The sequence below is a fragment of the Microvirga ossetica genome (genome assembly GCF_002741015.1).
In the GTDB taxonomy this organism is placed as follows: domain Bacteria; phylum Pseudomonadota; class Alphaproteobacteria; order Rhizobiales; family Beijerinckiaceae; genus Microvirga; species Microvirga ossetica.
In genome coordinates this window covers 1,008,033-1,034,419 of record NZ_CP016616.1, presented here as the reverse complement: position 1 = coordinate 1,034,419, position 26,387 = coordinate 1,008,033, and the positions used below count along the sequence as shown (strand labels likewise).

Here is a 26,387-nt window from a genome sequence, read left to right as displayed (position 1 = left end):
CATTCTGACCGATTGAGGATTGAGACAAGTGGCTTGGTATTCGCAGACCTGGAACTGGTTCGACGGCGCGTGGCGTGAGGGCAATCCGCCCCTGATCGGTCCGCGCTCCCACGTATCCTGGCTCGGCTCGTCGGTGTTCGATGGCGCCCGCGTGTTCGAGGGCGTCGCCCCGGATCTCGACCGGCATTGCGAGCGCGTGAACCGCTCGGCCCCGACCATCGGTCTCAAGCCCACCATGGAGGCGCAGGCGATCGTCGATCTCGTCCGCGAGGGCGTGAAGAAGTTCGCGCCGGGCACGGCCCTCTATGTGAAGCCGATGTACTGGGGCGAGGCCGAGGGCCTGGCGACCATTGCGCCGGATCCGGAATCGACCCAGTTCTGCCTGTCCCTCTTCGAGGCGCCGATGCCGGTGCCGGGCGGGCTCTCGGTGATGAAGTCGAGCTTCCGCCGCCCGACCATCGAATCCATGCCGACCGACGCGAAGGCGGGCGCGCTCTATCCCAACAATGCCCGCGTGCTTCGCGAGGCGAGGGAGAAGGGCTTCGACAACGCCCTCGTGTGCGACGCCCTAGGCAATGTGGCCGAGACCGGAACCTCCAACGTGTTCATGGCCAAGGACGGCGTGGTCTATACGCCTTATCCGAACGGCACGTTCCTGAATGGCATCACCCGCCAGCGCGTGATCCAGCTCCTGCGCGACGACGGCACCACCGTGGTCGAGAGCACCCTGCGCTACGAGGATTTCGCCGGCGCCGACGAGATCTTCATCTCGGGCAACTATTCCAAGGTGATGCCGGTGCTGCGCATCGACAGCCGCGATCTCCAGCCCGGCCCGTTCTACCGCCTCGCCCGCGAGCTCTACTGGGCGTTCGCCCATGACAAGGGAGTTCTCAAGGCGGCCTGACGGCATCGCCTCAACGAAGTTGTGAAGTGTGGCCGAGGCGGCCCTGGCCGCCTCGTGCCCTAAATGGTTCCAGCATTGCGGCCAAAGCCGGAGCCCTCGATGCGCCTTGTCCTGAACGGCCTTTTCGTCCTCGGCCTCCTGACCGCCCCCGCGCGGGCCGAGTCGGTCGATCTCGAGCTGGTTTTCGCCGCCGACGGGTCCGGCTCCATCGACGATGCGGAGCTGCGCCTCCAGCGCCAGGGCTGGGCCGATGCGCTCACCAATCCCGATGTGCTCAACGGCATCAAGGACGGCCCCGCCGGCGCCATCGCGGTCGCTTTCATGGAATGGGGCGGGCCGAGCTCGCAGGTGCTCATCGTGGACTGGCACGTGATCCGCGACGCGGCGAGCGCGAAGGTTTTCGCAGACAAGCTCATCGGCGCACCGCGCGGCGCCTATGGCTTCAACTCGATCTCCAACGCCATCGACTTCTCCGTACGCCTCGTGGAGACCAATGCCCATGAGGGCACGCGCAAGGTGATCGACGTGTCGGGCGACGGGCCGAACATGAACGGCCGGTCGCTGGAACAGGCGCGGGGAGATGCGCTGGCGAAAGGCTTCACCATCAACGCGCTCGCCATCCGCCGCCCCGGCAGCGGCCGACCGGGCGGACCCGGCGGCATGTCCCTGGAGGATTATTATGGCCAGAGCGTCATCGGCGGGCCGGGATCCTTCGTCGAGATCGCCGACGAGATGCGGCCCTTCGCCTTGGCCGCCCGCCGCAAGCTGCTGACGGAAATCGCGGGGACGGGCGGAATCTCACGTCATGCGAGTCGCTAGAGCATTTTTCGGCGAAGTGGCTCCGGTTCGCCGTCAAAAATGCGGCAGACAAACGAAGAGAGCTGATTCCACGTCACTGGAAACAGCTCTAAACGCGTTAAGGTATTCCTATGGCGAATCTCGAAGATTGGATCATCGAACAGGGCTTAAGGGGAAGCGATGTCGGCTCGCTGCTCGCAGGATTCGCGGACCGGCTGGCGCAAGAGGGCATTCCCCTGGTCCGGGCCTATCTCGCGCTGCCGACCGTCAACCCGACGATCCGCGTCTACACCCATGTCTGGACCCGCTCGGCCGGCATGATCGTCGAGGGCGTCTCGCACGAGCGCAACGAGCTTGCCTTCGAGCAGAGCCCCTTCGCCCACATGATGAAGACCGAGCAGACGAGCTGCTATTGGCTGATCGAAGATCCGGAGGCCATGAAGTTCGACGTGTTCGAAGATGTCCGGCGCGAGGGCGGGACCGATTATCTTGCCCGCCTCTTCAGTTTCGAGAACACCAGTGCTCCGGACCTGCGCGGCATCGGCATCTCCTTTTCTTCGAGCCGCCCGGAAGGGTTCTCGCCGGAGGAAATCGCCCGTATCGATGCGCTCCTGCCGCTGCTGGGGCTCGCCGCCTACCGCATGACGCTCTTCGACCTGACGGTCGCCATGCTCGACACCTATGTCGGCCTCTCCGCCGGCCGGCGTGTGCTCAGCGGCGAGATCCGGCGGGGTTTCGGCACGACGCTGACCGCCGCGCTGCTCTTCGCCGATCTGCGCGGCTTCACGACTCTCGCCGATACCGCAGGAATAAACCTGATCGGCCGCCTCGACCAGCATCTCGAAGCCATGGCGGATCCGGTCGCCGAGCAGGGCGGCGAGGTGCTCAAGTTCATGGGCGACGGGGTCCTGGCCGCGTTCACGATCACCGAGGATCGCTCCCGCGAGGACGCGTGCAGAGCGGCGATCCGGGCGGCCCAGATTGCGCTCGAGCGCAATGCCGCCGTCAACCGCCTCCATGCCGACAAGGCGCCGCTCAGTCTCGACATCGCACTTCATTGCGGCGACGTGTTCTACGGCAATATCGGCGCGGCCGGCCGGCTCGATTTCACCGTGATCGGACCGGCGGTCAACGAGGTGAGCCGCATGGAGGCCCTGTGCAGCAGCCTCGACTGCGCCGTGATCCTGTCCGACAGCGTGGCCTCCGTGAGCTCGGTCCCTGTGCGTTCCCTCGGCCGGCACCGGCTGCGCGGCATCGCGACCGAACGCGAGCTCTTCACCTTTGCACCGTTCAGCGTCTGGACGGCCTGATCAGGGCTTCATCTCGTCCAGCCGGTCCAGAACGCTTTGCGTGATCCGCGCGCAGCGGGCGCCTGCGAAGGGGAAGGCATCGGTCAATGCGTTCGAGAGGGTTCGGTCGAGGCTTCTCCGCAGGAGCCGGCGGGCGCGGTGAAGCCTTGTCTTCACCGTCTCGGGGCGCAGGCCGAGTTGGCAGGCTGTCGCCTCGACGCTCATTTCCTCGATATCCCGCAGAACGAAGACGATGCGGAACGGATCGGGCAGTTGGTCGATCGCCCGTTCGATCAGGCGGCGGATTTCGGCGCGGGCGGCGGCGGCTTCGGGGTCGCCCTCCTGCCGGGCCGTGGGCAGGAAGATCACGCGGGCCTCCCCTTGCTCGTTGATGGCGTCGATCTGCTTCAACTCGACGGAGGGCCGCCGCTTCCGAAGACGCTCCAGCGCCTCGTTGAGCGCGATCCGCGTGAGCCAGGTCGCAAGGCGTGCCTCGCCGCGGAAACCGTCCAGGTGGGTGAAGGCGCGAAGATAGGTCTCCTGCACGACATCCTCCGCCTCCGCATCCTCGCGCAGGACGCTGCGCGCAACGCGGTAGAGCTGGCGGTTGTGGCGTTCCATGATCAGGCGAAGGGCCGCCCCGTCGTGCCGCCGGGCCCGCTCGACCAGGGCCAGGTCATCCAGGTCGTCCAAGCGCGGCGTTACCGCGATCCCCGATTGCATGGCTGTCTCCCGTATCATGCCATTAGATGGAAAGACGCCTCGAAGGTTCCCGAGTTATATGGATCGCGTTCATGTTCGGCGAACCACACTCTGCTGCATGATCTCGTCAATCGATGGGAATGCCTGCAAGGCGATGTCCGGAAGCGCCTGGCCCGCGGATTCCTTCGGTGAGTGACTGCCGGGATTCCCGACGACGATCCGTCCGACCATGCCCGCATGTTCGTGCGGGATGCAGAAGAAATCGTACACGCCTTCCACCCTCAAGGTGACCGAAAACGCCTCGTTCGGCAGGAGATAATCCGAGTTCCAGGGCGCGGCATCTTCAGGAATGCGCAGCGGGCGATCGAAATTCTTCGGATGATAGGCCGTGGCCGTATGCGAGTTCCCCGGATCCAGGTTGATCCAGCGGATCGTCTCGCCGGGCTGGACGTGCAGGCCGATGGGATCGAACCACACATGCGAGCCGTCCGCCTTGCCCTGCATCCGGATCTCGGCAGGCGACCCGGCGAGGGACAGGCGAGGCCATGCCAGACCGGCGAGGATACCCCCGCCGATCTGCAGGACATGCCGTCGCGACGGCGTCACTTCGCGGCTACCCGCGTCTCGTCGGCCTTCGGCACATGCCATAACACGACATGCGCATGAGGCTTCTCGACGCCGGGATGCCCGGCGTTGAAATAGACATCGACGTGGTCGACCTTGCCGCCGGGAGCGGCCAGATCCTCGAAGCGCTTGTCCTTGTTGGTGAGATCCTCGACGGGCAGCATGTAGACCGTGCTGACCAGCCGGCCCTCGCGGTCGTAGGCGAGGAACGGGCCTGCGGGCAGGGTCTTGGGGTCGACGTAAAGCTGTCCGAGCCCGGGAAGGAAATCGGGCAGCTTCACCAGTTCGCTCACCTTCTTGTAGGCTCCTGACGGCGGAGCCTTCTCGACCTGATCGGCGGCCAGGGCCGGCATGGCGAGCGCAGCAATTCCAAGTGCGGCGGCAGCGAAGCGAAAGATCATGACAGCATCCTCTCGTGAGACCGGGAATCCCCGGTGCATTCGATTGGATGGATACTCGGCAGAAAGGTTCCCGGAGAATTCAGGACCTCGGACGGCTCAGCGGCGGGACAGCCTCACCCCGAGGACCTTGAGGCCGGCGAGAAGCGCGCCGCCATAGATCAGCGCCCCGGTGGCGCCGAGAACCGCCAGCAGGATCTCGTTGTGCCAGGCGGGAAGGGAGGCGGTCCATGCCGCGAGCGGTGTTGGCGCGAACCAGGCGAAGACGGCAAGCAACAGGCTTGCCACGCCGACCGCGGCCGCCGTGCGGCCGAGCGTGCCGCTTAGGAACATCCAATCCCGCCGCAGGGCGAGGAACACGAGAAGGCCGAGATTGACCCAGATGCCGATGGCGGTGGCGAGCGACAGGCCGACGACGCCGTAGGGGCCGGTCAGGACGATCTTCAGGCCGACGTTGACGGCTACCGCCGAGAGCGAGGCGATGAGCGGCGTCACCGTATCCGAGCGGGAATAGAAGCTCGCCACCGCCGAGCGGATCAGCACCGCGGCCGGCAGGCCGATGGCATAGGCCGCGAGCACGGCGCCGGAGCGTTGTGCGGCGGCGGCATCGAAGGCACCGCGCTGGAACAGGGCCGACATGATGAGATCGGGCATCGTCAGGAAGGCGACGACGAAGGGCGCGGCGAGCGCCAGCGTCAGGCCCACCGCCCGATTCTGCGCACCGTGCGCGCCCGCCACGTCGCTCGAGGCAATCTTGCGGCTCATCTCCGGCAGCAGGACGGTGCCGGCCGCGATGCCGATGACGCCGAGGGGCAATTGATAGATCCGGTCGGCATAGTACAGCGAGGCCACCGCGCCGGTGGGCAGGAAGGAGGCGATGATCGTGTCGGCGAACATCGCAAGCTGGACGCCCGCCGAGCCGATCACCGCCGGCCCGAGGATCTTGAAGAAATGCGTCATGGCCGGATCGAGGCGCGGCGCCTCGATCCTCGGCGCGACGCCGAGCCTCTTTGCCGACACCCAGACGAGCAGCAGTTCGAGAACGCCCGCGACCGTGACGCCCCAGGCCGCCGCATAGCCGGCATTGGGGAACAGGAAGGCTATCGCCAGGGCCGCCACGATGGAGACGTTGAGCAGGACGGGAGCCGCGGCTGCGGCGGCGAACCGTTCGTGGGCGTTGAGAATGGCCGAGAGGATCGTCACCAGGGTGACGAAGAGGAGATAGGGAAAGGTGATGCGGGTGAGCGTTACCGCCAGGTCGAACTTTGCCGGATCCTCCGAGAAGCCGGGGGCAAGCAGCATCACCACCACCGGCATGGCGAAAAGCGCGAGGACGAGAAGCGCGACCTGAACGATCAGCATCAGGGTGCTGATCCGGCTCGCGAAGGAGCGCGCCGGGGCAGCGCCCTCCCGTTCCAGCACGCCGGCATAGGTGGGCAGGAAGGCGCTGTTGAAGGCGCCCTCGCTGAAGATCGCGCGGAAATGGTTTGGGATGCGCGAGGCGACCACGAAGGCATCCGCCACCGGCCCGACGCCCATGATGGCCGCCAGCACCACGTCGCGGATGAAGCCCGTAAGGCGCGAGACGAGGGTCCAGCCGCCGACGGAAAGGATCTTTCGGAACATCGGTCAGGCCCGGCGCGTGCGATAGTTTTCGGGAACGATGTCGCTCGAGACTTCCGCCGCACCGCCGATCCGCTCGGCCACCACATAGAGCGGCCGCCGTTTCACCTCGGCGAAGATGCGGCCGACATATTCCCCGACGATGCCGAGCGACATGAGCTGGATGCCGGAGAAGAACATGATCGAGACGATCAGGCTCGGGAAGCCGGGCAGGTCGGTGCCGAACAGCAGCGTCCGGATCATGAAGTAAACGGCAGTGGCAATCGCCAGGAAGGAGATCAGGAAGCCGATATAGGTCCAGACCCGCAGCGGCACCGTCGAGAAGGCGGCCATGCCGTCGAAGGCGAAGCGGAAGAGCGTCCTGAAGCTCCATTTCGAAGTGCCGAACTGGCGCTCCTCCACCACGAAGGGCACTCCCGTCGCCTTGAAGCCGATCCAGGCATAGAGCCCCTTCGAGAAGCGCGCCTTCTCGCCGAGAGTCCGCAGGGCTTCCACGCCCTTGCGGTCGATGAGGCGGAAATCGCCTGCGCCTTCGGGCAGGGCGATTTCGCCGAAGCGGGCGAATAGCCGGTAGAACAGATGGGCGAAACCGCGCTTGACCCGGGTCTCGTCGGAGCGGTCCGTGCGTTGGCCATAGACCATGAGATAGCCGTCCCGCCAGCGCTCCACGAAGGTCTCGATCATCTCCGGCGGGTGCTGCAGGTCGGCATCCATGATGATCACCGCATCGCCCCGGGCATGGTCGAGCCCGGCTGCGATGGCGATTTCCTTGCCGAAATTGCGGCTGAAGGAGACCGCGCCGATCCGCGGCTCGTCACGGCCGATCTCGCGGATCCGCTCCAGGGTATCGTCCCGGCTGCCATCGTCGACGAAGACCATCTCCCATGCCGGGGTGATGCGATTTAGGATCGGCAGCAGGCGTTCGCACAGGGGCGCAATATTCGCGCTCTCGTTGTGCACGGGGATGATGACGCTGAGCTTGGGCGACGCCACTGGAGAAACCCTTTTTGACAGGGCCGCATCAAGAGCCGAGTTTGCGGCTTTGCTCAAGAGGATTAGGGTGCGGCAAAGCCGATTTTAAGGACATTCATGCGTTCCTTCCGCTCCGTCATCCTCTGTGCCGACGATTTCGGCCTCGCCGACGGGGTCAGCCGGGGCATCGTGGAACTGGCCTGGAAGGGACGCCTGTCGGCGACCGGGGCCATGACCAACATGCCCGGCTGGCGCCGGGCTGCGCCGGATCTGAAACCTTTGAAGGACCGGATCGCGGTCGGCCTGCATCTGAACTTCACCGTCGGGGTTCCCCTGGGAGAGATGCCGGACCTGGCTGCGGATGGAGTGTTTCCCCCCCTGCAGATCCTGCTGGCCAAGGCGCTGAAGCGGCAGCTGCAGGCCTCCGAGATTGCGGCGGAAATCGCACGCCAGCTCGATGCCTTCACGCAGGCTTTCGGCGCGCCACCCGCCTTCGTCGACGGTCACCAGCATGTCCATATTCTACCGGGCATCAGGAAGGCCTTGATCGAGGCGCTGGCGGTGAGGGGCTATGCCGGCCGCACCTGGCTGCGGGACCCGGCCGACAGGGCGGCTTCCGTCCTGCGCCGCCCCGTCGGGCGCAGCAAGGCCCTGGTCGTCAAGGCCCTCGCGAAAGGCTTCGCCCGGCAGACCCATCTTGCGGGCTTCTCCACAAATAAGGGCTTCTCGGGCTTCGCTCCGCTCGATCTCTCGATCCCGGTCGCGAGGGTGTTCGGGGAGGCGTTCTCGCATCTGGGGCCGCACCCTGTCGTCATGTGCCACCCGGGCTATGTGGACGACGAGCTGCGTGCACTCGATCCCGTCGTGGACAGCCGGATCGAAGAGCTGAACTACCTCAGGTCCGATGCTTTTTGGGAATTGCTGGAGCAACGGGGATTGCGGTTGAGCCCTGAAATTGCGTGAGGCCGGGCCTGAATGCCTCGTCTTGAGGTCAAACTCCGCTATACTTCACTTATGTCCGAGCCTTGGGTCGGTTTCGTCCGATCATTCCTTCAAGGCCGTGTCGACAGGGGCGGTGTCCGCCGGGCCGAAGGGCCCGAGGGAGCGAGACCATGCAGGATGCGCCCTCCGTCAATGAGACCGATCGGCTGGCGGCACTCGCCCTCTACCGGATCATGGATACGCCGCCGGAATTCGCCTTCGATGTCGTGACGGAGCTTGCGGCCGAGATCTGCGGCTGTCCCGTCGCACTGATCAGCCTGATGGACGAGAGGCGTCAGTGGATGAAATCGAAATACGGCGTGCCTGCCGATTATACCGAGTGTCCGCGCGAGATCACGGTGTGCAACGCTACTCTCTGCTCGAACGATCTCATCTACGTGCCGGACCTGACCACTCATGAACGTTATAAGCATCTGCCTATCGTGACGGAGGAGCCGCATATCCGCTTCTATTGCGGCATGCCGCTCATCAACCGGGAAGGACATGCCCTGGGCACGCTCTGTGTCGTCGGGTTCGAACCGCATGAGCTGCGCCCATCCCAGCGCGAGGCCGTGCGTCGCCTGTCACAGCAGGCCATGGCGCTGCTCGAGCTGCGGCGACAACTCATCGAGCGTGATGCTCTCCTCGAAGAGCTGGCGCAGGCCAAAACTTCCGCCGAGCAGGCGAGGGATCAGTCCGATGATCTCCTGCGCAACATTCTGCCTCAGAAGGTGGCCGAGGAACTGAAGGCCAGCGGTCACGTCGAGCCGCGATTTCATGAGGCCATCACGATCCTCTACTCGGACTTCAAGGAATTCACGCTCCTGACCGAAACCCTCGATCCCGCCCGGCTTCTCGCCCAGCTCGATCAGAATTTCGGCCGGTTCGACGACATTGCCAAGATGAACCGGCTCGAGACCATCAAGACGATCGGCGATGCTTATCTCTGTGCGGGAGGCTTGCCCGAGACCAACCGCACCCACGCGATCGATGCCTGCCTCGCGGCCCTGCAGATGCAGGCCTTCATCCGCAATGCCAACCGGCAGCGCGAAAAACTCCGGCTTCCGTCCTGGGAGCTGCGCATCGGCGTCAATTCCGGCTCGGTAATTGCCGGCGTCGTGGGGCAGCGGCGCTTCACCTATGACATCTGGGGCAATTCGGTGAATGTCGCTCAACGCCTGGAGGAGGCCTGCGAGCCCGGACGGGTGAATGTCTCGGCGAGCACGCTTCATCACGTAGCGCGCCTGTTTCAGTCCGAGCCGCGCGGGCAGGTGGACGTGAAGCATATCGGCGCGGTCGACATGTATTTCCTCGACCGCATCCGGCCCGAATTCAGCGCGGATCCCGATGGCCATATGCCGAATGCGGAGTTCTGGAGAGCGAGCGGGACGGCCTGAACGCGAAATGGGGTCCGCATCCAACGATGCGCACTTCAAAGGGTGGAGCATCGGGTATATCCCAAAAATGAAAATCCACTTTTGGGTCCGATGCTCTAGCGGATGAGGAGCGCGGTCGCGTAGAGGCCCAGGCCGAAGACGATGTGCCCGAGGATGTTGAGCATCCTGATCTGGTTCGCATTCGGCCGTTTGGACGCCGCGACGCCCGCGCCCATTCCCGGCTGAAGCAGGAACCAGCCGGCGCCGACGGTGACCAGTCCGACGACGAGGGGCGGCATCAGTGTCGGCTGCTCCGCCCAGCCGGATGGCGTCACGGCGAGCAGGATGGCGGCGAAAAGGATGCCGACGAGGTAATGGCCGATCCAGCCGGCCGCCAACTCATGGGCGAAGGGCGGAGCCTTCGCGATATCCTCGTGAAAGACCTTGCCGCTAGCCAGATGGCAGAACCAGCGCCCGACCGGCGCCCAATTGGCGCCGGGGAGCCCGAAGACCTGCTTGAGCAGCAGGCCCCACAGGTCGAAGATCGCGGTTGCGCCGACGCCGATCAGGATAGAGCGGAAGAGAAAATCGGCCACGGTGCAGTCCTTAGGAAAATGACATGAAACGGGCCTCCGAAGAGGCCCGCCAGACAATAGGAACGCTTCAACTTACTTCGTCGCGTTCTCGTACATCTCCTCGACATGCTCCCAGTTCACGAGATTGTCGAGGAAGGCCTTGAGATAGTCGGGACGGCGGTTGCGGTAGTCGATGTAGTAGGAATGCTCCCACACGTCGCAGCCGAGGATCGGCTGGGCGCCGTGCACGAGCGGGTTCTCGCCATTCGGCGTCTTCATGATCGTGATCTTGCCGTCCTTGACCGCAAGCCAGGCCCAGCCCGAGCCGAACTGGCCGACACCGGCCTGGACGAAGTCTTCCTTCATCTTGTCGACCGAGCCGAGATCCTCGACGATCTTCTTCTCCAGCTTGCCGGGGAGGGCGCCGCCGCCATTCGGCTTCATCCACAGCCAGAAATGGATGTGGTTGTAATGCTGGCCGGCATTGTTGAAGAGGGCCTGGTTCTTGCCGAAGGAGCCCTTCACGACCTCCTCGACGCTCTTGCCTTCGAATTCCGTGCCTTTCAGCAGGTTGTTGCCGGTGTTGACGTAAGCCGCATGGTGCTTGTCGTGGTGAAACTCCAGGGTCTCCTTCGACATGTAGGGCTGCAGGGCGTCATAGGCGTAAGGCAGTTCGGGAAGGGTGAAGGACATCGGCGTCTCCTTGATTGAGCGACTCGGAGCATCGGACCAAAAGTGAGACCACTTTTAGGGTCGATCCGATACCCCTCTTGTGATTGCGCATCGCCCGACGCGCCCCTTCGGGTCCGCACGATGCGCCTGAGCGTTAGTTAAAGCGCCATGTGCCCAAGAGCAACGGCCAAGCTGCGGACTTTTTTCTGCTCAAGCTTCCCAGGCGGTTGTCTTTTGCCTATAGAAGCATAGCTTTGCCTTGATAATCTTCGGTTTGCGTATGATGGAGACGGCATGATCATCGCTCTTCTGGCCCTCGCTGTTGCGATGATCCTCGGTGGGCTGCTCACGACGTTGTTTGGATGGGATATCGTTCTGGTCGAGCGCGGCTGGACGATGGTGATCGCCGGCAGTGTCACAGCCGCGAGCGGCGCCATCCTGCTCGGGATTGCGGCAGCGGTCTCGAAGCTGTCGCGCATCCAGTCCCTGCTATCGCAGCTTCAGGAGGAAACCGCACGCGAGGCTGTCGTCGCCGTGCCGGAATCCGTCGCGGGCCCGTCGCTGGCGGCGGCCTCCGGCGGCGTCATTGCCGCAGCGGCAGTCGCCGACGCCGACGAACCCGAAGCCAAGGACGAAGCGCAGCCCGTTCTTCCGCTCTTCATGGAAGAGGAGCGGCGGGAGCGCGAAGAAGACGAGGTTCAGGTGGCCGAGTGGCCCGAGAAGCCGAGGGTCGACGAGCCGATCCTGCCGTTCCCGCCCCGGACGACTCCGGCTCCTGCGCCGCTTCGCGAAGAGGACGAGACGGACATGAAGGTGCCCGACTTCCTACTTGCGGAGCGGGATCGCGACACCGATGAGGAGCCCCGCGTCATGGACGGGGCCGACATCTACAACCGCGATCTCGATGATGAGCGCGAGCCCGAGCCGCAGGACCTCGACGAGCACGATCGTCGGGTGGAGCCCGTTGCGGAGATCGAACCGGAGCGCGGGCCGGAGCCCGACCTCGAGCCGGCGCCGATCCAGCCCGATCTGGAGGAGGAACCGGAGGAAGAGAGCGTTCCTGAGTCATCGGAACCTGCGACCGTCGTCGGTACGTACAATTCCGGCGACAACAAATACGTGATGTTCTCGGACGGTTCGATCGAGGCGCAGACGCCGAGCGGCGTGTTCCGGTTCAAATCCCTCGACGAATTGAAGGAATTCATCGCCGCCGGAGGCGAGGGGGATTCATCGTCCTCTATCTGAACAGAGGCGCCAGCGCGCGGAAATCGTCCGTGGCCGCCTCGCCCATCCATTCGAAGGCGACCATTTCCGTCGTCACCCAATGACAGCCCGCATGCAGCAGCCGTGCGCAAGCGGCCGCGACGCTTTGGGGTGAGCGGCTCGACACCGCATCCGCCGCGACGAAGACCTCGATGCCCATGCGCCTGAATTCCAGCGCGCTCTGCAGCACGCAGATATGGGCCTCCGTGCCGCACACGACGAGTTGATCGCGGCCGGCGCTCCTCAGCGTTGTCACACGCTCCGCGATGCGCGCGTCGCGGGCTGCGGAAAAGGCGGTCTTTGCGAGAATCACGGCCTCAGGCGGAAGCGCCTCCTGCACCGGCTGAACGGTGTTGCCGAGCCCTTTCGGATATTGCTCCGTCACCGTCACGGGAACGCCGAGCCGCGCGGCCGCGGCGAGCAGGATCCTTGCGTTCCGCAAGACGCTCTCGCCGTCGTGGATCGCCGGCATGAGCCGCTCCTGCAGGTCGACCACGACAAGGTGAGAGTGTTTCGCGTCGAGAAGCATGGCTGTCTCTACGGGTTCGGGTTGAAGAGCGGCGGTACGTTCGGGATCGGCAGCGTCATGGAGAAGCGAAAGCCTTCCTCCAAAAACTCCATCGACACGTCGGCCTGCAGCTGCGTGGCGAGCACACGCTGCAGCAGACGCGAGCCGAAGCCCTGACGGGTGGGTGTGCTCACGCGCGGCCCGCCCCGCTCGACCCAGGTGAAGTGCAGCATCGGCCGCTCCTGCTGCACGATCTTCCATCGGACATCCACCTGCCCGCCGAAGGTCGAGAGAGCGCCGTGCTTCGCCGCATTCGTCGTCAGCTCGTGGATCGCCATGCCGATGGGCACCGCCGCTTCCGAGGGCAGCTCCACATGCGGGCCGTCGATGGAGATGCGGTTTCGCGCCTCGTCCTCATAGGGGCCGAGCTCGGTCTGGACGAGCACTTCCAGTGCCGCCTTCTGCCAGAGATCTTCGGTCAGCAGGTTGTGCGTGCGTGCAAGCGAAACGATACGGCCCACGAAGCCCTGGTAGAACTCGTCGATGCTGGAGGCGGTGCGCGCCGTCGAGCCCACGATGGCCTGCACCGTGGCGAGCGTGTTCTTGACGCGGTGATGCAGCTCGCGGATCAAGAGGTGTTGACGTTCCTCGGCCTGTTTGCTTTCGGTGATGTCCTGTACGATGCCGCTGGTTACGAGAGTTCCGTCCTCAGCCAGAGTGGTCTGTCCCTGGCTGGCGATCCAGACTTCGGCGTCGTCGTTGAAGCGCCTCATACGATACTGGATACTGTAGGGCTGCCAGGCCTTCATGGCCTCTTCTTTGGCCTTGATCGTACGCGGCAGATCGGCCGGATGGGTCCTCCGACGGAGCTCTTCCGGCGTGATGCGTGATCCGAGGGGGGTACCGATGATCTCGCATGCGCGATCGGACTGGCTGATCAGGTTCGTGATCGAATCCCAGCTCCAATCGCCCATCTTCGCGGCCTGCAAGGCGAGGCGCAGCTGCTCCTCGCTCTTGCGCAGGGCTTCCTCGGTTTTCTTCAGATCGTGGATGTCGACGCTGGTACCGACCCAGCCCTTGAACTCGCCGGTCGACGAATGGATCGGCGCGCCCTGGATCAGGTGCCAGCGATAGACGCCCTCGTGCGATCGATAGCGCGCCTCGGTCTCATAGGCCGTGTGCTGCGCGACGACCGGCACCAGCTCTTCGTTCATCCTGACCATGTCGTCGGGATGGATGGCGCTCATCCAGCTATGACCCAGGGCGTCCTCGCGCGAAGGGCCCGAATAGGTGACCCAGCGCTCGTTCGCATAGATGAGTTCCGTTCGCGGATTGAGAATCCACACAAGAGCCGGGAGGGATTCTGCAATCAGGCGGAAGCGCGCATCGGTCTCGCGCAAACCCATCTCGGCACGGGCCTTCTCCACTGCCGTCCACGTGCGCTCGGCGACATCCTCGGCCAGCGACAGGTCGTCCACGGACCAGGCGCGCGGATCGGCCGAGTGCATGTAAAGGATGGCCGTGAGTTTCTGGTCCTTGTGCAGCGGGACGGCAAGGGCGGAGCGCGCATTGATGGTGCTGTAGGCCGCCTGCACGGCGGGATTTTCCGCACGCGGGTCGTTCCTGATGTCCTCGACGAAGATCGGGCGTCCCTGCTTCAGCTCGGCCATCATGGTCGGAAGGAAATCGTAAAGCCTGTAGGCACGGCCCTCGTTGCCGATGACGCCCTTGGACCATTCCCGCTCGACCAGGATCATGCCGCGCGTTTCGTCCACTTCGCCGTAGCCTGCGCAATCGACTTTCAGGAAGCGTCCGAGGCTTTGGGCGGTCGCCTCCATGATCGCGTCGGGATCGTCGAGGCTGCGCAGCTGATCGTTCAGGTTGAGCAGGAATTCCTGGCGCTTCTGCGCCTGGTTGATTTCCTCCTTGATGCGTTCCCGTTCGGTGATGTCCTGGAAGACGCCGAAGAGATGCGCAGGCTCGCCGTTCTCGTCATAGATGGCGCCGCCCTTCACCTGCACCCGGACGATGCGTCCGTCAGGCTTGATGAAGCGGTGCTCGACGTTGAAATGCGTCTTCGTCTTGACACCGAACGAGATGGCCTGCCGGATCCGTTCGAGATCGGCGGGGTGGAACATCTGCTCGAGCTGCTCGTGAGTCAGGATGGCGTCAGGCTCAAGGCCGAGGCTGGGCTTGAAGGAGGTGGAGCCCGTCATCTCTTCGGTCTGGAGATTGCGGTCCCAGGCACTCAGCTTGGCGATCTCGAGCGCCATCGTCAGCTTGCCATTGGCAACGCGAAGCGCGGTCTCCTTGTCGCGCAGGCGCTGCTCGAGGTCCGCGATGCGCCGGGCGGCGTCGCCTTCGGAAGCTGCGCTTTTGTTTGCCGTCGGTGGGGCGAGCGCGCCGCTGGTCCCATCCCGATCTTGATCGCTCACGACCTCGGGCGCCTCGGTTGCGGGCCTTTTGCTTTTCGGCACAGCCCTCTGCAAAGATATAGGGTTTCGGCTCAACTCTGGAACCCCCCGATGCACTTCAGGGCGAAGGTATAGGCGAGAGCCACCTCCTCGAGACGGTCAAAGCGGCCCGCCGCGCCGGCGTGTCCCGCTTCCATGTTGAGCTTGAACAGGATCGGCCCGCCGCCCGTCATGGTGGCCCTGAGCCGTGCGACCCATTTGGCCGGCTCCCAATAGGTGACGCGCGGATCGGTGAGGCCCGCGAGCGACAGGATGGCCGGATAGCTTTGCGGTTTCACGTTGTCGTAGGGGGAATAGGACAGGATGCTGCGGAAGGCGGCCTCGTCCGCGCCCGGATTGCCCCATTCCGGCCATTCCGGCGGCGTGAGCGGCAACTCGCTGTCGAGCATGGTGTTGAGCACGTCGACGAAGGGAACCTCGGCGATGATTCCCGCGAACAGATCGGGCGCCAGATTGGCCGCCGCGCCCATGAGCATGCCGCCCGCGCTGCCGCCATGGGCGACGATGCGTCCGCGCGACGTGTAGCCTGCATCGATCAGGGCCTCGCCGCAGGCGATGAAATCCGTGAACGTGTTCGGCTTCTTCTCGCGCTTGCCATCCATGTACCAGCGCCAGCCCTTTTCTGTGCCGCCGCGGATATGCGCGATCGCATAAACGAATCCGCGGTCGACGAGGGACAGGACCCCCGTCCGGAAGCTCGCCGGCATCGACATGCCATAGGAGCCGTAGCCGTAGAGCAGGCAGGGCGCTGAGCCGTCGAGAGCGATGCCGCGCCGGTGGACGAGGGAGATCGGAACCTGCTCTCCGTCCGGGGCCGTGGCGAAAAGGCGGCGGGTCACGTAATCGGCCGGATTGTGGCCGCTCGGCACTTCCTGTCGCTTGCGCAGAACGCGTTCGCCCGTGCGCAGGTCGTAGTCCATCACCTCGCTCGGCGTGGTCATCGACGAATAGTGATAGCGGATCACATCCGTGTCGAATTCATAGCCTGCCGAGAAGCCGAGGGAATACGCCTCTTCGTTGAATGCGACCGCTTCTTCGCGGCCCGTCGCGAAGTCGCGCAGCACGACGCGCGGATTGGCGTTCTCCCGTTCGAGACGCACGAGATAGCGGGCAAGCGCAACCATCGACAGGATCATCGTGCCGGGCCTGTAGGGCACAAGATCTTTCCAGTGAGTGCGCCCCGGCGTTGCCACAGGCGCGGTGACGATCTTGAAATCCTCGGAGCCGTCGGCGTTGGTCAGGATGATCAGGCTGTCGCCGTGATGCTCGACATCGTATTTGAGCTGCGGTGTGCGCGGCTCGACAAGCCGTGGCGACGCGGATGCGTCGGCGCGGTCGAGCAGCCAGATTTCGGATGTTTCGTGGTCGCTCGCTTCGATGAGCACGAAGGCGTCGGATTGCGTGACGCCGAGCTTCACGAAGAAGCCGGGATCCTGCTCCTCGTAGATCACTTGGTCCCGGTCGGTGCTCGAGCCGAGGAGATGGCGCTTGACCCGAACGGGACGGTGATTCTCGTCGAGCTCGACATAATAGAAGCCGGAGGAATCGTTGAGCCACACCGCGCCGCCGGATGTCTGCCGGACCTCGTCCGGCAGGTCGGTGCCGTTCTCGAGGTTTCGAACGCGGATCGTGAAGTATTCCGAGCCTTTGATATCGGCGCCCCAGGCTATCAGGCGATGGTCGGGGGAATGATCCGCTCCGCCGAGATCGAAGAAGGGTTGGCCTTCGGCCTCTTTGTCGCCGTCGAGCATGATGGTCTCAGGTCCGCCGTCCCGAGGCTGCCGGCAAACAAGCGGGTGCTGGCCGCCCTCACGGTAGCGGGTAAAATAGGCGAAGGGCCCGTCGGGCTCGGGAACGGTGGAATCGTCTTCCTTGATGCGCCCGCGCATCTCCGCGACGAGGCGGGCCTGAAACTCTTCCGTTCCGGAGAAGGCTGCTTTCGCATAGGCATTCTCCTCCTCAAGGCAGGTGCGGATCTCGGAATCGAGAACCGTCGGATCCTTGAGAACCTCCCTCCAGTTCTCCGCCTTCAGCCATGCGTAATCATCCTGGATCCTGACGCCATGAATATCGAAGACATGGGGTTTGGCGGGAGTCGTGGGGGCAGCAGGCAGCAGATGAAACGGCGGTCGCTCAAGATTCATGAAAGGGTCCGGTTGGATCGTCGGGGAGGGGCGATTATGCACAGTTAACTCTGATTTCCCATCGCCGGTTCACCCGGGCGGATCGATCGCCCGAGGTCAGGGCGAGATCCGGGGCGAGGTCCAGAGTAAGTGCCTTTCTAGTTACTTCTTTAGGTCTCTCTATGATGAAGATCAGGTGATGAAAGCCTTAACCTGTCCCCTGAGCCATTAACTTTTAAATGCAGGTTTATTGCACAGTGGAAGTTGATGCGAAGTTTTCCAAAGTTTTCCTTTTGCACATCTTGCAATGGGGCACGATTTGACATACTTGGACAAACGAGCACGATTTCTGTGCAAGTACGGTGCGGTTCAAGGAAGAGGCAAGCATTGCTTCAGACAAGAATGCTCAAACCTAGGTTGAAATGCATTTTTGAGCCATTCTAAAGAACCGGAAAGGAAGAAAATCAAAATGAGCGACAATATCGCTGCGTCGAACTACATCGAGCTGGCTGCCGACATCGTTTCTGCCTATGTCAGCAATAATTCTGTTCCTACGGGCGACCTTGCGACCCTGATCAGCGATGTGCATTCGGCTCTTCTGCGTGTCGGGGGCGGCACTGTGGAGATCCCCGTGGAGGCGCCCAAGCCGGCGATTCCCGTGAAGAAGTCCGTGACGCCGGATTACATCGTGTGCCTCGAGGATGGCAAGAAGTTCAAGTCGCTGAAGCGCCATCTGCGCACGCAGTACAACATGACGCCCGAGCAGTATCGCGAGAAGTGGGGCCTGCCTGTCGATTACCCGATGGTGGCTCCCAACTACGCGAAGGCCCGCTCCGAGCTCGCCAAGGAAATGGGCCTCGGCCAGCAGCGCCGGAAGCGCCGCTCCTCGCGCAGCAGCAGCTAAGCGTCGTCAGCGTGACCAAGAATCAGCCGCCCCACGGGGGCGGTTTTTTGTTTTTTCGGGCCCAGAGTCGTTTCCGCTGACGTCGAATCGGCTCGCTTTCGAGTTGCCGCATTTTCTGGCCGCGAAGCGGATCCGCGTCGCCGAACAATGCTCTAGCTCGGGCTCGGGGCGCGTCTCTCTTCCTGGGAAAACCGGGTGCGATAGGCTGTGGGGCTCGTGCCGAGCCGCGCCCGGAAATGGTGGCGCAGGGTCGCCGCGGAGCCGAAGCCGGTGGCACCGGCAATGCTCTCGATAGAATGGCGCGTGGTTTCCAGCAATTCGCGGGCGCGGATCAGGCGCTCCGCGAGAAGCCATTCGCCCGGCGGCAGCCCCGTCGCAGCCTTGAACCGGCGCAGGAACGTGCGCACGCTCATGCCTGCCTCGGCGGCGAGTTCGGCGATGGGCTGGTCGTGTGCGAGCCGCTCGCGCATCCGGTCGAAGAGGGGAGCGAATCTCACGGCTTCGCGAGCAGGCGGCACGGGCCGCTCGATGAACTGCGCCTGCCCGCCCTCGCGATGCGGCGGCACGACGAGACGGCGGGCGAGCCTGTTTGCGATCTCGGGCCCGAAATCGGCGCGCACCACATGCAGGCAGAGATCGATTCCCGCAGCGCTGCCCGCCGAGGTCAGCACGCGGCCCTCGTCCACATAGAGCACGTCCGGCTCGACCCTGATGTCGGGGTAGGCGCCCGCCAGCTTCTCGACATGGTGCCAATGCGTCGTCGCGCGACGGCCCGACAGGAGCCCCGTTGCGGCAAGCGCAAAGACGCCGGAGCAGATGGACATCAGCCGTGCGCCGCGGGCATGGGCCTTCCTCAGGGCCTCGATGAGCGCCGTTGGAACCGGTTCGCTGCCGGCCCCGCGCCAGCCCGGGATCACGATCGTGTCCGCCTGATCCAGCAGTTCGAGGCCGCCATCAGCGACGATCTGGAAGCCGCCGATGGCGCGCAGGGGGCCCGGCTCGATGGCGCAGACGGCAAAGCGGTACCAGTCGGGTCCCATCTCGGGACGAGGCAGGCCGAAGATCTCGACCGCGATGCCGAATTCGAATGTGCTCAGACGGTCGTAGGCGAGGGCGACGACGAGACGGTTTGGCATGATGTTTACGAACGTTGGCAGGAGCGCCACTTTTCACCATGCCGCCTTTTCGGAAATCTGGCGACGTCTTTTGCACAAGGAGTTTTCCATGCCAGCCAGTTCCGTCGCCGCCATTGCGGCCGCTCCCTCCGACGCCGCCGCGGCGCATTTCGCGGCCCGCCTCTCATTTGAGACCGATTGCGCCGACGTGCATGAGGCTCTCTCCGGCGGTCCGGTCGACTTCGTGCTCATCGATGCGCGCGACCCCAAGGCCTACGCGAAAAGCCACGTGCCGGGCGCGCTCAACATTCCGCATCGGGAGATGACGGCAGACCGTCTAGCCGGGTGGCCTGACGACAGGCTGTTCGTGGTCTATTGCGCTGGCCCGCATTGCAACGGCGCCGACCGCGGGGCGCTGAAGCTCGCCGAGCTCGGACGTCCGGTCAAATTGATGCTTGGTGGCACGACCGGATGGGCGGACGAGAGCTTTCCCTTCGTCACCGGCTCCGAACCGGGTTCGCTGAAGGTCGCATCCGCTGCGTGAATCGACGATGGTTCCTCGCTCTAAAAGGCGAGGGACCATTGCGGCCTTTGTGCGGAGCGGGCGGCACCGCTCCGACTTATCCTCGCTCTTATCAACAGATTTGAATCCGCGTTGACAACTAGGAATATGGCCCCACTATCGAAGGTGGAAAGGGGTACCTCTTTCTTGTTTTATTTATAGGAACAAAACATGAACATTAAGGACGGCGACGCGGGCCGTGAAAGTATTGCCGCAGCACCGATTTCGTCCGCGAAAGGAGGGTCTTCCAAGCGACGCGCAAAACGGGGAAGTCGTGCGAAAGGGAGAGGCGCGGGACAACCTGTCGGCGATTCCCTCACGAGGGATGCCGGCCGGCTGCTCGCGACGCTAGGGCAGGCGGAAACCTCGGCCTTCGTCGATCCCACAGATCCTGAAAGCGTGCTTATCCACAGGCGCCGGTCGGGGATCTCCGTGGGCGCGGGACGCTTCGCCTTCGCCGCCGCGGAGGCGCTCGTGCGCGGGGATCTCGCATGCTGGAGCGCTGCCGCATCCGGCCGGAGGGATCTGCAGCTGACCGATGCGGGTGAGGCCCACCTGCGCCGGGGGCTCGTACCCGAGGCCGCGATGTCGTTCTTCCACCAGCATCGGGCAACGGAGATGGCCACGATCGAGACCGATGCCGGACCCACGCGGGTGCGCGTCGACGCGGAGGAGAGCCCGCTCGACTGGCTTCGCCGCCGCAAGGACCGTAAGGGCGAGCCGATGATCGACGAGGCGTCCTATCAGGCCGGGGAGCGTCTGAGAACGGACATCATGCTGGCCGGCCTGCTGCCGGGCGTCACCGCACGCTGGGACGGGATGCCGAGCGGCGGCGGCCCCGCATCGCCGGGCGAGGCCACCGACCGCATGGTCGCAGCCCGCCAGCGGCTGCGCCACGCCTTCGATGCCATCGGCGGCGATTTCAGCGACCTGCTCCTCGATCTCTGCGGCTTCCTGAAAGGGCTGGAGCAGATCGAGCGGGAGAGGCAATGGCCGCCGCGCTCTGCCAAGGTCGTCGTGCGCCTCGCCCTGGCGCGGCTCGCTGAGCATTACGGCATCGAGCCCGCTGCCCGCGGTCCAGCCGCCGCGCGCGGCATCCGCGCCTGGCAGGCGGTGGTGATCGAAGGCGGGAGGAGTTAGGAGGACGCCCGCGCTATCTGCGCATCGCGGCGGATGCGCTCGACCATGGATCTGACGCCGTTGGAGCGCTGCGGCGTCAGATGTTCGGACAGGCCGAGTTCCTTGAATAGGCCGAGGGCATCCGTGGACAGCGCCTCCGCTGCGGTCTTGCCGCTGTAGAGGGAGATCAGGAGGGCCACGAGGCCGCGCACGATATGGGCATCGCTGTCGCCGCGAAGATGCAGAACGGGCTCGCCGTTCGCGGAATCGAGGCCGGTCTGGAGCCAGACCTGGCTGGCGCAGCCCTGGACCTTGTTGACGTCGTTATAGGCCGCGTCCGGCAGCGGCTCCATGAGCCGGCCGAGCTCGATGAGGTAGCGATAGCGCTCCTCCCACTCGTCGAGCAGGTCGAAATTGGAAACGATTTCGTCGATCTTCGGCAGCATGGAAAACCTATATGACCTGTCGATCATATAGCCATCGCCTGGCCTTTTGGCGACCGCAGGAGCGGAATTTACGTGCGCGGCTTGGGCGCGGCAGGGTCCCGGTCCTCCGGCCGCAAGGTGTCGGAGGGCTTGGCGGCATTGGCGACGGGAAGCCCGGAGCTCGTGAGGATCTTGTCGACCACCGCCTGCTTGGCGCTGTCGGGGAGAGCCTTCCAGACCGTTTCCAGATGTCCCGGCTCGCCGGTCGCGGGGGCAGGGCGGGATGAGGCCTGCTCGCTCTTCTTGGGCAGGAAGAACGCCTCGATGGCTGCTGCACCGTCGCCCTGCTGGCGGACCGGCGAGTAATAGAAGATCGCGCCGACGATGAGGATGAAACGCAGGATCGAGAACATGGGCCTGAAGCGGAGTGCTTGGACGGGACGACGGTGCAGCACCATAACGTAGACGGACCGTACGGCGTAGGATGAAGCGGAGGAATCTGGAAACAGGATGAACAAATCCTTGCTGCCGGAGGTCTCCGGCAAGGCTTTGTAAAATAAGCATAATTTCATGCGCATGCTGCGTCCGGGCGGCCCGTTCTTCCCGCGATCCGCCTCGTTCCTGTGCGCGGGGCGCGGCAATTAGGCTTCGCTTAAACCCGCTCTGTCACGCTTTGCCTGGAAAATGACAGGAAACCGTGATCGTGCCGCCTTGTCTTGCAGGCTTGGCGGCCCACAACGAGATCATTCTTCGAAGACGGAAACGACCCCCTTGCGTGACGCTCTTGTCGACCAGCCCGATGACGATTTCGACCTGCCGTCCGTGGTGCGGCGGAAGGCTCCGGCGCGGCCGACGCAGCGACGTGCCGCCAAGCCGCCGCGCAAGCCCGGCGCCGGAGAGCGGCTGGTGTCGTTCATCGCCGGTCATCCGCGCCAGATCCTGGCTGCCCTGTTCCTGACCGGATGCGGCGGTGCGATTGCCTGGAACGCCCTCGCGCTGCAGATGAGCCGCCATCCGGCGCCGCTGTTCAACGCCCGGGAGATCGTCTTCGCGCCGGAGCCGGCACCGGGACGAGATGTCGAGACCGCGCAGCCGCTGCCGCCCCTGCGCCCCGGCGCGCAGCCGCACGACGATCTTGCAGGATCGGCTGCTTCGGTCGAAGCCGCCGCTCATGCCGAGACCGTACCGGCCGGATACGCCACCCCTAAGCCGCCCGCCCGCAACCCGATCGGCGAGATGATCCGCAGTGGCGGCCAGCCGGTTGCCGCTGCCCCTCCCGCGCGAGCCCCGCAGGCGGCCGCTGCGCCCGCGGTCCCTCCCGTTGCTCGCACCGCCGCCCGCGATCCGATTGCCGACATGATCCGCATGGGCGGTCCCGTACCTGTGCCGCCCGCCAATGTGGGCCGCGATCCCGGCGATGCCGTGCTCGCCGGCCAGCGCGCGCTCGCGCGCCTGGGCTACGGCGTGAAGGTCGACGGGATGATGGGGGCCGGCACACGGCAGGCCATTGAGCGCTTCGAGCAGGACCGGCGCCTGCCCGTGACGGGAGAGCTCAACGCGCGCACGATCCGTGAACTCTCCGCCGCATCCGGAATCGCGGTCCAGTAGTGTCGCGCCTGCGCTCCGACTTCTGGGTGTCCGCCTATCTGCGCCGCTGCTCGATCGAGGGCGTGGAAGCCGCTCTGCGCAAGCGCGGCGCTGCGGAGGCCGGTGCGATCTTCGTGAAGCTCGATCGTCTCGACGGCACCGCGAGCCTCTACGGTCCTGCGCCGCAGCTTTTTCTCGACGATAGCGGCGAGCGCCTGTTCTCGCCGATTCTCGACGGCGTCATGCCCCTCGACGTGGAAGAGCGTATGGCGCGCGAATCGCGCTTCGATCCCGATCTCTGGCTCGTCGAGGTAGACGACAGGGCAGGGCGGCACTTCCTCGAGCTCGCACGCGAGGATCAAGGCTGATCCCACCGAAATGAGATCAGCCTGATTACGCGTTACGCGACAGGCCGGGCGGGCCGGTCGAGCAGATCGAACTTGCCGCCGGCGCTGCGCTGCCGAGTCCCTTCATCGTCGATCATCGAATAGGGGAAGACCGGCGGCAGGGCGCTGACCGCGTCGAGCCGTGCGATGTGATCGGTGGAGAGTTTGAGTTTCGCTGCGGCGAGGTTGCTTGCGAGCTGTGCGCCGGTGCGCGGTCCGATGATCGGCAGCGAGCCCTTCGATGCGACCCAGGCGATGGCGACCTCGCCCGGCGTCACGCCGAGCTCTTCGGCGATCGCGAGCACCGCATCGAGCACGGCGCTGCGCTGGGCCGAGTTCTCGGCCTGGAACACCTTGCCGCCGAGGCCTTGCGCGCGGCCGGCTTCGCCCTGCCGGTATTTGCCGGTGAGCATGCCGCCGCCCAGCGGCGACCAGGCGACGATGCCGAGGCCGAGCGCTTGGCCGGCGGGGATGAGCTCCTGCTCGGTGGTGCGTTCGACGAGGCTGTGCTCGACCTGCAGGCCGGCGATGGGAACCGCACCGCGCAGCTCGGCGATGGTGGCCGCGCGTGCCACACGCCAGGCGGGGAAATCGGACAGGCCCGCATAGAGAATCTTGCCGGCGCGCGCGAGATCGTCGAAGCCGCGCACGATCTCCTCGACCGGCGTGACGCCGTCGGAGTAATGCACCCAGTAGAGATCGATGTGATCGGTCTTCAGGCGCTTGAGGCTTGCCTCTACCGAGGCCGTCATCGCCTTGCGGCTGTTGCCGGTGACGAGAATGCCGTCCTTCGGATTGGCGCGCTGCGTGAACTTCGTTGCGACGACGAAATCGTCGCGCCGGCCCTGAAGCAGCTCGCCGAGAATCTCCTCGGACTGGCCGAACTGATAGCTGTCGGCCGTGTCGATGAAATTGCCGCCGGCCTCGGCATAAGTCTCGAAGATGCGGCGGGCTTCGTCGGGCTCGGTGCCGTGGCCCCAGCGCGTGCCGAAATTGCCGGTGCCGAGAACGAGTTCCGAGACGCGAAGACCGGTATGTGTGCCGAAAAGCTTGTAGCGCATGACTTATGCCTTTCCATGATGGGTGTCGGCGCGGTGCCGAAGGAAGACGACGAGAGCCAGGATCGAGCCGCCGGTGAGGATGAGGCTCAAGGACAGAACCGGCGGCAATGGGAGAGCCGTCGTGAGCGCGGTCCCGAGCGCCGCGCAGGCCATCTGCAGGAAGCCGAGAAGCGCTGAGGCCAGGCCCGCCTGCCGTCCGAATGGATGCAGCGTGATGGCGGTACCGAGCGGGTTCACGAGGCCCATGCCGAGAAGGAAGATTGCGAGCGCGACCGCAAAGGCGGGGAAGGTCGTGGCATTGCTCATGGCCAGCAGGAGCACGCCGCCGAGCAGGGCCAGGACGATGCCGAGGATGGCGATGGAGCGTGCTCCCCATTTGTGCGCGAGGCGCGGCGCGAGCAAGCCGCTAGCGAAGACAACGAACACCGTTGTCGCGAAGAACAGGCCGAGCTGCAGCGAGGACAGTCCGAGATTCACGATCAGGATCGCTGGCGCTGCCGCAAAGAACGCATAGAGCCCGCCGATAACCAGGCTGACGGCAAGCGCCGGCCGGATGAAGCGCGGGTCGACGAGAAGCCCGCGATAAGCGCCCATGACGGCGCGCAGGGACGTGGCCGAACGGCGGTCCGCAGGATGGGTTTCTCCGGCGCCGAGTGCGTAATAGGCCGCAAGGATCGTACCGAGTGCCGCGACGACGACGAAGGCCGAGCGCCAGCCGAATTGCGTATCGAGCGCACTGCCGAGAAGCGGCGAGAAACCGGGCGCTGCGGCCATCGCCACCATGGTCAGCGAAAGCGCCTTCGCGAGTTCTTCACCATCGAAGAGATCGCGCGCGATGGCGCGGGAGAGAACGGAAGCCGCGCAGACGCCGAGCGCCTGGATGATGCGCCCTGCGATCAGCATCGGGAAGCTTTCCGCCGCACCGCAGACGGCGCTGCCGATGACGAAGACCGCCAGGCCGCCGAGCACGAAATGTCGCCGGCCATAGCGATCCGACAGGGGACCGACGAAGAGCTGCCCGATGGCGAATGCGACGAAGAAGCTGCTCAGCGTCAGGCCGAGATCGCGCGTCGGTACGCCAAGGGCCGAAGCGATCGAGGGAAAGGAGGGAAGGATGATGTTGGTGGAGAGCGCGCCGATGGCGGCGAGCCCTGCCAGCAGAAGCAGAAGGCCGGCCGAGAGCCTGCGCTCGGCGGTCTGGACGATCCGGCCGTTCGGTATGTTTTCGATGATGGACAAGAGCTTTCTCCTGAATGTCCGAAGGCGCTGACGGTGGCGCGGGTTACGAGGTCCTGCCTGCGCCGGCCTCTTGAGATCGGGCCGCGACATCGTCGCGTGCGGCCGAGAGGATTTCGCGTGAGAGGTCGTCGTTCCCGACAGCGCGTGCGAGAACGAGCGCGCCCACCATCGTCGCCAGGGCTGCGATGGATTTGCCGCGCTGCTCCTCGGTCGAGGTGTCGGGCATCGCGCTGCCGATGAGGGCGAGGTAGTCTTCGATGCCGTCCTTGAAGGCCGCCTGCAGCTCGGCGCTGTAGCGGGGGGCGTCGCCGCTCAAGGCCGCCAGCGTGCATCCGTCGCCCCGCCGGCCGATATGGGACTCGGACAGATAAAAGTTTGCCAGTGCGGCCAGCTTTTCCTCCGCCGCATCGGCGACGACTTTCGAGATCTTGTCCTTATTCATGGAAAAGGCGCGCCGGCTCGCCTCGACTTTCAAGTCCTCCTTCGACTTGAACTGACCGTAGAAGCCGCCACGGGTCAGGCCGGCCTCCTTCATCAGGTCGTCGACGCCGATGCCATCGAAGCCGCGCTCGCGGAAGAGGCGGCTGGAGACCTCGACCACATGCTCGCGGTTTCGCTGAGCCTGTTCCCGGCTGACGCGCATCTGAACCTCCTGGGATACTTGCTGCGGTCGGATATATGTCAATAAACATTTAAGAGCAAAATAA

27 protein-coding genes are annotated in these 26,387 nt (G+C 64.7%); 11 read left to right on the top strand and 16 right to left on the bottom strand.

Features of this window, described 5'->3' with window-relative positions; all coding sequences use genetic code 11:
- Positions 1–28 precede the first annotated feature (28 nt).
- From BB934_RS04865 to BB934_RS04855, 3 genes are all read left to right on the top strand, one after another.
- Entirely contained in the window at positions 29–904 is an 876-nt protein-coding gene (locus BB934_RS04865; protein ID WP_099508622.1) for a branched-chain amino acid aminotransferase, read from the top strand.
- A 99-nt stretch (positions 905–1,003) separates the two neighbouring features.
- The gene (locus BB934_RS04860; protein ID WP_099508621.1) at positions 1,004–1,723 is read left to right on the top strand and encodes a DUF1194 domain-containing protein; all 720 of its coding nucleotides are present in this window, start codon (positions 1,004–1,006) and stop codon (positions 1,721–1,723) included.
- A gap of 110 nt (positions 1,724–1,833) precedes the next feature.
- Positions 1,834–3,012, top strand: a complete 1,179-nt coding sequence (locus BB934_RS04855) for an adenylate/guanylate cyclase domain-containing protein (protein WP_099508620.1) — start codon at positions 1,834–1,836, stop codon at positions 3,010–3,012.
- On the opposite strand, the gene BB934_RS04850 is transcribed toward BB934_RS04855, so the two are convergent.
- The 5 genes from BB934_RS04850 to BB934_RS04830 form a co-directional block, all read right to left on the bottom strand.
- On the bottom strand, positions 3,013–3,714 hold the full coding sequence (locus BB934_RS04850) for an RNA polymerase sigma factor (protein WP_099508619.1): 702 nt from the start codon (positions 3,712–3,714) through the stop codon (positions 3,013–3,015).
- A gap of 69 nt (positions 3,715–3,783) precedes the next feature.
- Positions 3,784–4,299: a plastocyanin/azurin family copper-binding protein gene (locus BB934_RS04845; protein ID WP_237050187.1), complete on the bottom strand. Its 516-nt coding sequence runs from the start codon at positions 4,297–4,299 to the stop codon at positions 3,784–3,786.
- Entirely contained in the window at positions 4,296–4,718 is a 423-nt protein-coding gene (locus BB934_RS04840; protein WP_173909423.1) for a DUF5602 domain-containing protein, read from the bottom strand. Before BB934_RS04840 ends, BB934_RS04845 begins: the two co-directional genes overlap by 4 nt.
- Before the next feature lie 96 nt (positions 4,719–4,814).
- Entirely contained in the window at positions 4,815–6,341 is a 1,527-nt protein-coding gene (murJ, locus tag BB934_RS04835) for a murein biosynthesis integral membrane protein MurJ (protein WP_099508617.1), read from the bottom strand.
- A 3-nt stretch (positions 6,342–6,344) separates the two neighbouring features.
- The gene (locus BB934_RS04830) at positions 6,345–7,331 is read right to left on the bottom strand and encodes a glycosyltransferase family 2 protein (RefSeq protein ID WP_099508616.1); all 987 of its coding nucleotides are present in this window, start codon (positions 7,329–7,331) and stop codon (positions 6,345–6,347) included.
- Between the two features lie 96 nt (positions 7,332–7,427).
- Between BB934_RS04830 and BB934_RS04825 the strand changes: the two genes are divergently transcribed.
- Together BB934_RS04825 and BB934_RS04820 are read left to right on the top strand one after the other, a co-directional pair.
- Positions 7,428–8,273, top strand: coding sequence for a ChbG/HpnK family deacetylase (locus BB934_RS04825; RefSeq protein ID WP_099508615.1), 846 nt, complete (start codon positions 7,428–7,430; stop codon positions 8,271–8,273).
- 149 nt (positions 8,274–8,422) lie between these two features.
- Complete coding sequence (locus BB934_RS04820) at positions 8,423–9,688, top strand: adenylate/guanylate cyclase domain-containing protein (RefSeq protein ID WP_099508614.1); 1,266 nt, start codon at positions 8,423–8,425, stop codon at positions 9,686–9,688.
- Between the two features lie 95 nt (positions 9,689–9,783).
- Here BB934_RS04820 and BB934_RS04815 read toward each other — a convergent pair whose 3' ends face one another.
- A complete protein-coding gene (locus BB934_RS04815) occupies positions 9,784–10,263 on the bottom strand; it encodes a DUF2938 domain-containing protein (RefSeq protein WP_099508613.1) in 480 nt (159 codons plus the stop codon).
- A gap of 72 nt (positions 10,264–10,335) precedes the next feature.
- Positions 10,336–10,935 (bottom strand): superoxide dismutase, encoded by a 600-nt coding sequence (locus tag BB934_RS04810; RefSeq protein WP_099508612.1) that lies wholly within the window; start codon positions 10,933–10,935, stop codon positions 10,336–10,338.
- A gap of 273 nt (positions 10,936–11,208) precedes the next feature.
- On the opposite strand from BB934_RS04810, the gene BB934_RS04805 reads away from it, so the two are divergent.
- A complete protein-coding gene (locus BB934_RS04805; RefSeq protein ID WP_099508611.1) occupies positions 11,209–12,159 on the top strand; it encodes a hypothetical protein in 951 nt (316 codons plus the stop codon).
- Here BB934_RS04805 and BB934_RS04800 read toward each other — a convergent pair.
- From BB934_RS04800 to BB934_RS04790, 3 genes are all read right to left on the bottom strand, one after another.
- The gene (locus tag BB934_RS04800) at positions 12,152–12,706 is read right to left on the bottom strand and encodes an isochorismatase family protein (RefSeq protein ID WP_099508610.1); all 555 of its coding nucleotides are present in this window, start codon (positions 12,704–12,706) and stop codon (positions 12,152–12,154) included. The two genes, BB934_RS04805 and BB934_RS04800, sit on opposite strands and share 8 nt — an antisense overlap.
- An 8-nt stretch (positions 12,707–12,714) precedes the next feature.
- Positions 12,715–15,120: a PAS domain-containing protein gene (locus BB934_RS04795; protein WP_157934038.1), complete on the bottom strand. Its 2,406-nt coding sequence runs from the start codon at positions 15,118–15,120 to the stop codon at positions 12,715–12,717.
- Between the two features lie 71 nt (positions 15,121–15,191).
- Positions 15,192–17,303 (bottom strand): S9 family peptidase, encoded by a 2,112-nt coding sequence (locus BB934_RS04790; RefSeq protein ID WP_099508608.1) that lies wholly within the window; start codon positions 17,301–17,303, stop codon positions 15,192–15,194.
- A 448-nt stretch (positions 17,304–17,751) separates the two neighbouring features.
- On the opposite strand from BB934_RS04790, the gene BB934_RS04785 reads away from it, so the two are divergent.
- Positions 17,752–18,186: a Ros/MucR family transcriptional regulator gene (locus tag BB934_RS04785; protein ID WP_173909422.1), complete on the top strand. Its 435-nt coding sequence runs from the start codon at positions 17,752–17,754 to the stop codon at positions 18,184–18,186.
- A gap of 152 nt (positions 18,187–18,338) precedes the next feature.
- Here BB934_RS04785 and ftrA read toward each other — a convergent pair whose 3' ends face one another.
- Complete coding sequence (gene ftrA, locus BB934_RS04780) at positions 18,339–19,322, bottom strand: transcriptional regulator FtrA (protein WP_099508607.1); 984 nt, start codon at positions 19,320–19,322, stop codon at positions 18,339–18,341.
- An 88-nt stretch (positions 19,323–19,410) separates the two neighbouring features.
- On the opposite strand from ftrA, the gene BB934_RS04775 reads away from it, so the two are divergent.
- Both BB934_RS04775 and BB934_RS04770 read left to right on the top strand, forming a co-directional pair.
- Complete coding sequence (locus BB934_RS04775; RefSeq protein ID WP_099512628.1) at positions 19,411–19,845, top strand: rhodanese-like domain-containing protein; 435 nt, start codon at positions 19,411–19,413, stop codon at positions 19,843–19,845.
- Positions 19,846–20,034: 189 nt separating this feature from the next.
- Positions 20,035–21,003, top strand: a complete 969-nt coding sequence (locus BB934_RS04770; RefSeq protein WP_237050186.1) for a DUF6456 domain-containing protein — start codon at positions 20,035–20,037, stop codon at positions 21,001–21,003.
- Here BB934_RS04770 and BB934_RS04765 read toward each other — a convergent pair.
- Both BB934_RS04765 and BB934_RS04760 read right to left on the bottom strand, forming a co-directional pair.
- A complete protein-coding gene (locus tag BB934_RS04765; protein ID WP_237050185.1) occupies positions 21,000–21,455 on the bottom strand; it encodes a SufE family protein in 456 nt (151 codons plus the stop codon). The two genes, BB934_RS04770 and BB934_RS04765, sit on opposite strands and share 4 nt — an antisense overlap.
- Before the next feature lie 41 nt (positions 21,456–21,496).
- Positions 21,497–21,979 carry a hypothetical protein gene (locus BB934_RS04760; protein ID WP_157934037.1) on the bottom strand — a complete coding sequence of 161 codons (483 nt, stop codon included), beginning with the start codon at positions 21,977–21,979 and terminating at the stop codon, positions 21,497–21,499.
- Between the two features lie 199 nt (positions 21,980–22,178).
- Here BB934_RS04760 and BB934_RS04755 point away from each other — a divergent pair, with 199 nt between their 5' ends.
- A complete protein-coding gene (locus BB934_RS04755) occupies positions 22,179–23,015 on the top strand; it encodes a peptidoglycan-binding domain-containing protein (protein ID WP_099508604.1) in 837 nt (278 codons plus the stop codon).
- Entirely contained in the window at positions 23,015–23,362 is a 348-nt protein-coding gene (locus BB934_RS04750) for a DUF1491 family protein (protein ID WP_099508603.1), read from the top strand. Before BB934_RS04755 ends, BB934_RS04750 begins: the two co-directional genes overlap by 1 nt.
- Before the next feature lie 32 nt (positions 23,363–23,394).
- On the opposite strand, the gene BB934_RS04745 is transcribed toward BB934_RS04750, so the two are convergent.
- Genes BB934_RS04745 through BB934_RS04735 form a run of 3 tightly spaced genes read right to left on the bottom strand, consistent with a single transcriptional unit; the run spans position 23,395 to position 26,323 of the window.
- Entirely contained in the window at positions 23,395–24,441 is a 1,047-nt protein-coding gene (locus BB934_RS04745; RefSeq protein WP_099508602.1) for an aldo/keto reductase, read from the bottom strand.
- 3 nt (positions 24,442–24,444) lie between these two features.
- Complete coding sequence (locus tag BB934_RS04740) at positions 24,445–25,680, bottom strand: multidrug effflux MFS transporter (protein WP_237050184.1); 1,236 nt, start codon at positions 25,678–25,680, stop codon at positions 24,445–24,447.
- Between the two features lie 43 nt (positions 25,681–25,723).
- Entirely contained in the window at positions 25,724–26,323 is a 600-nt protein-coding gene (locus BB934_RS04735) for a TetR/AcrR family transcriptional regulator (RefSeq protein ID WP_099508600.1), read from the bottom strand.
- Between the last annotated feature and the right edge of the window lie 64 nt (positions 26,324–26,387).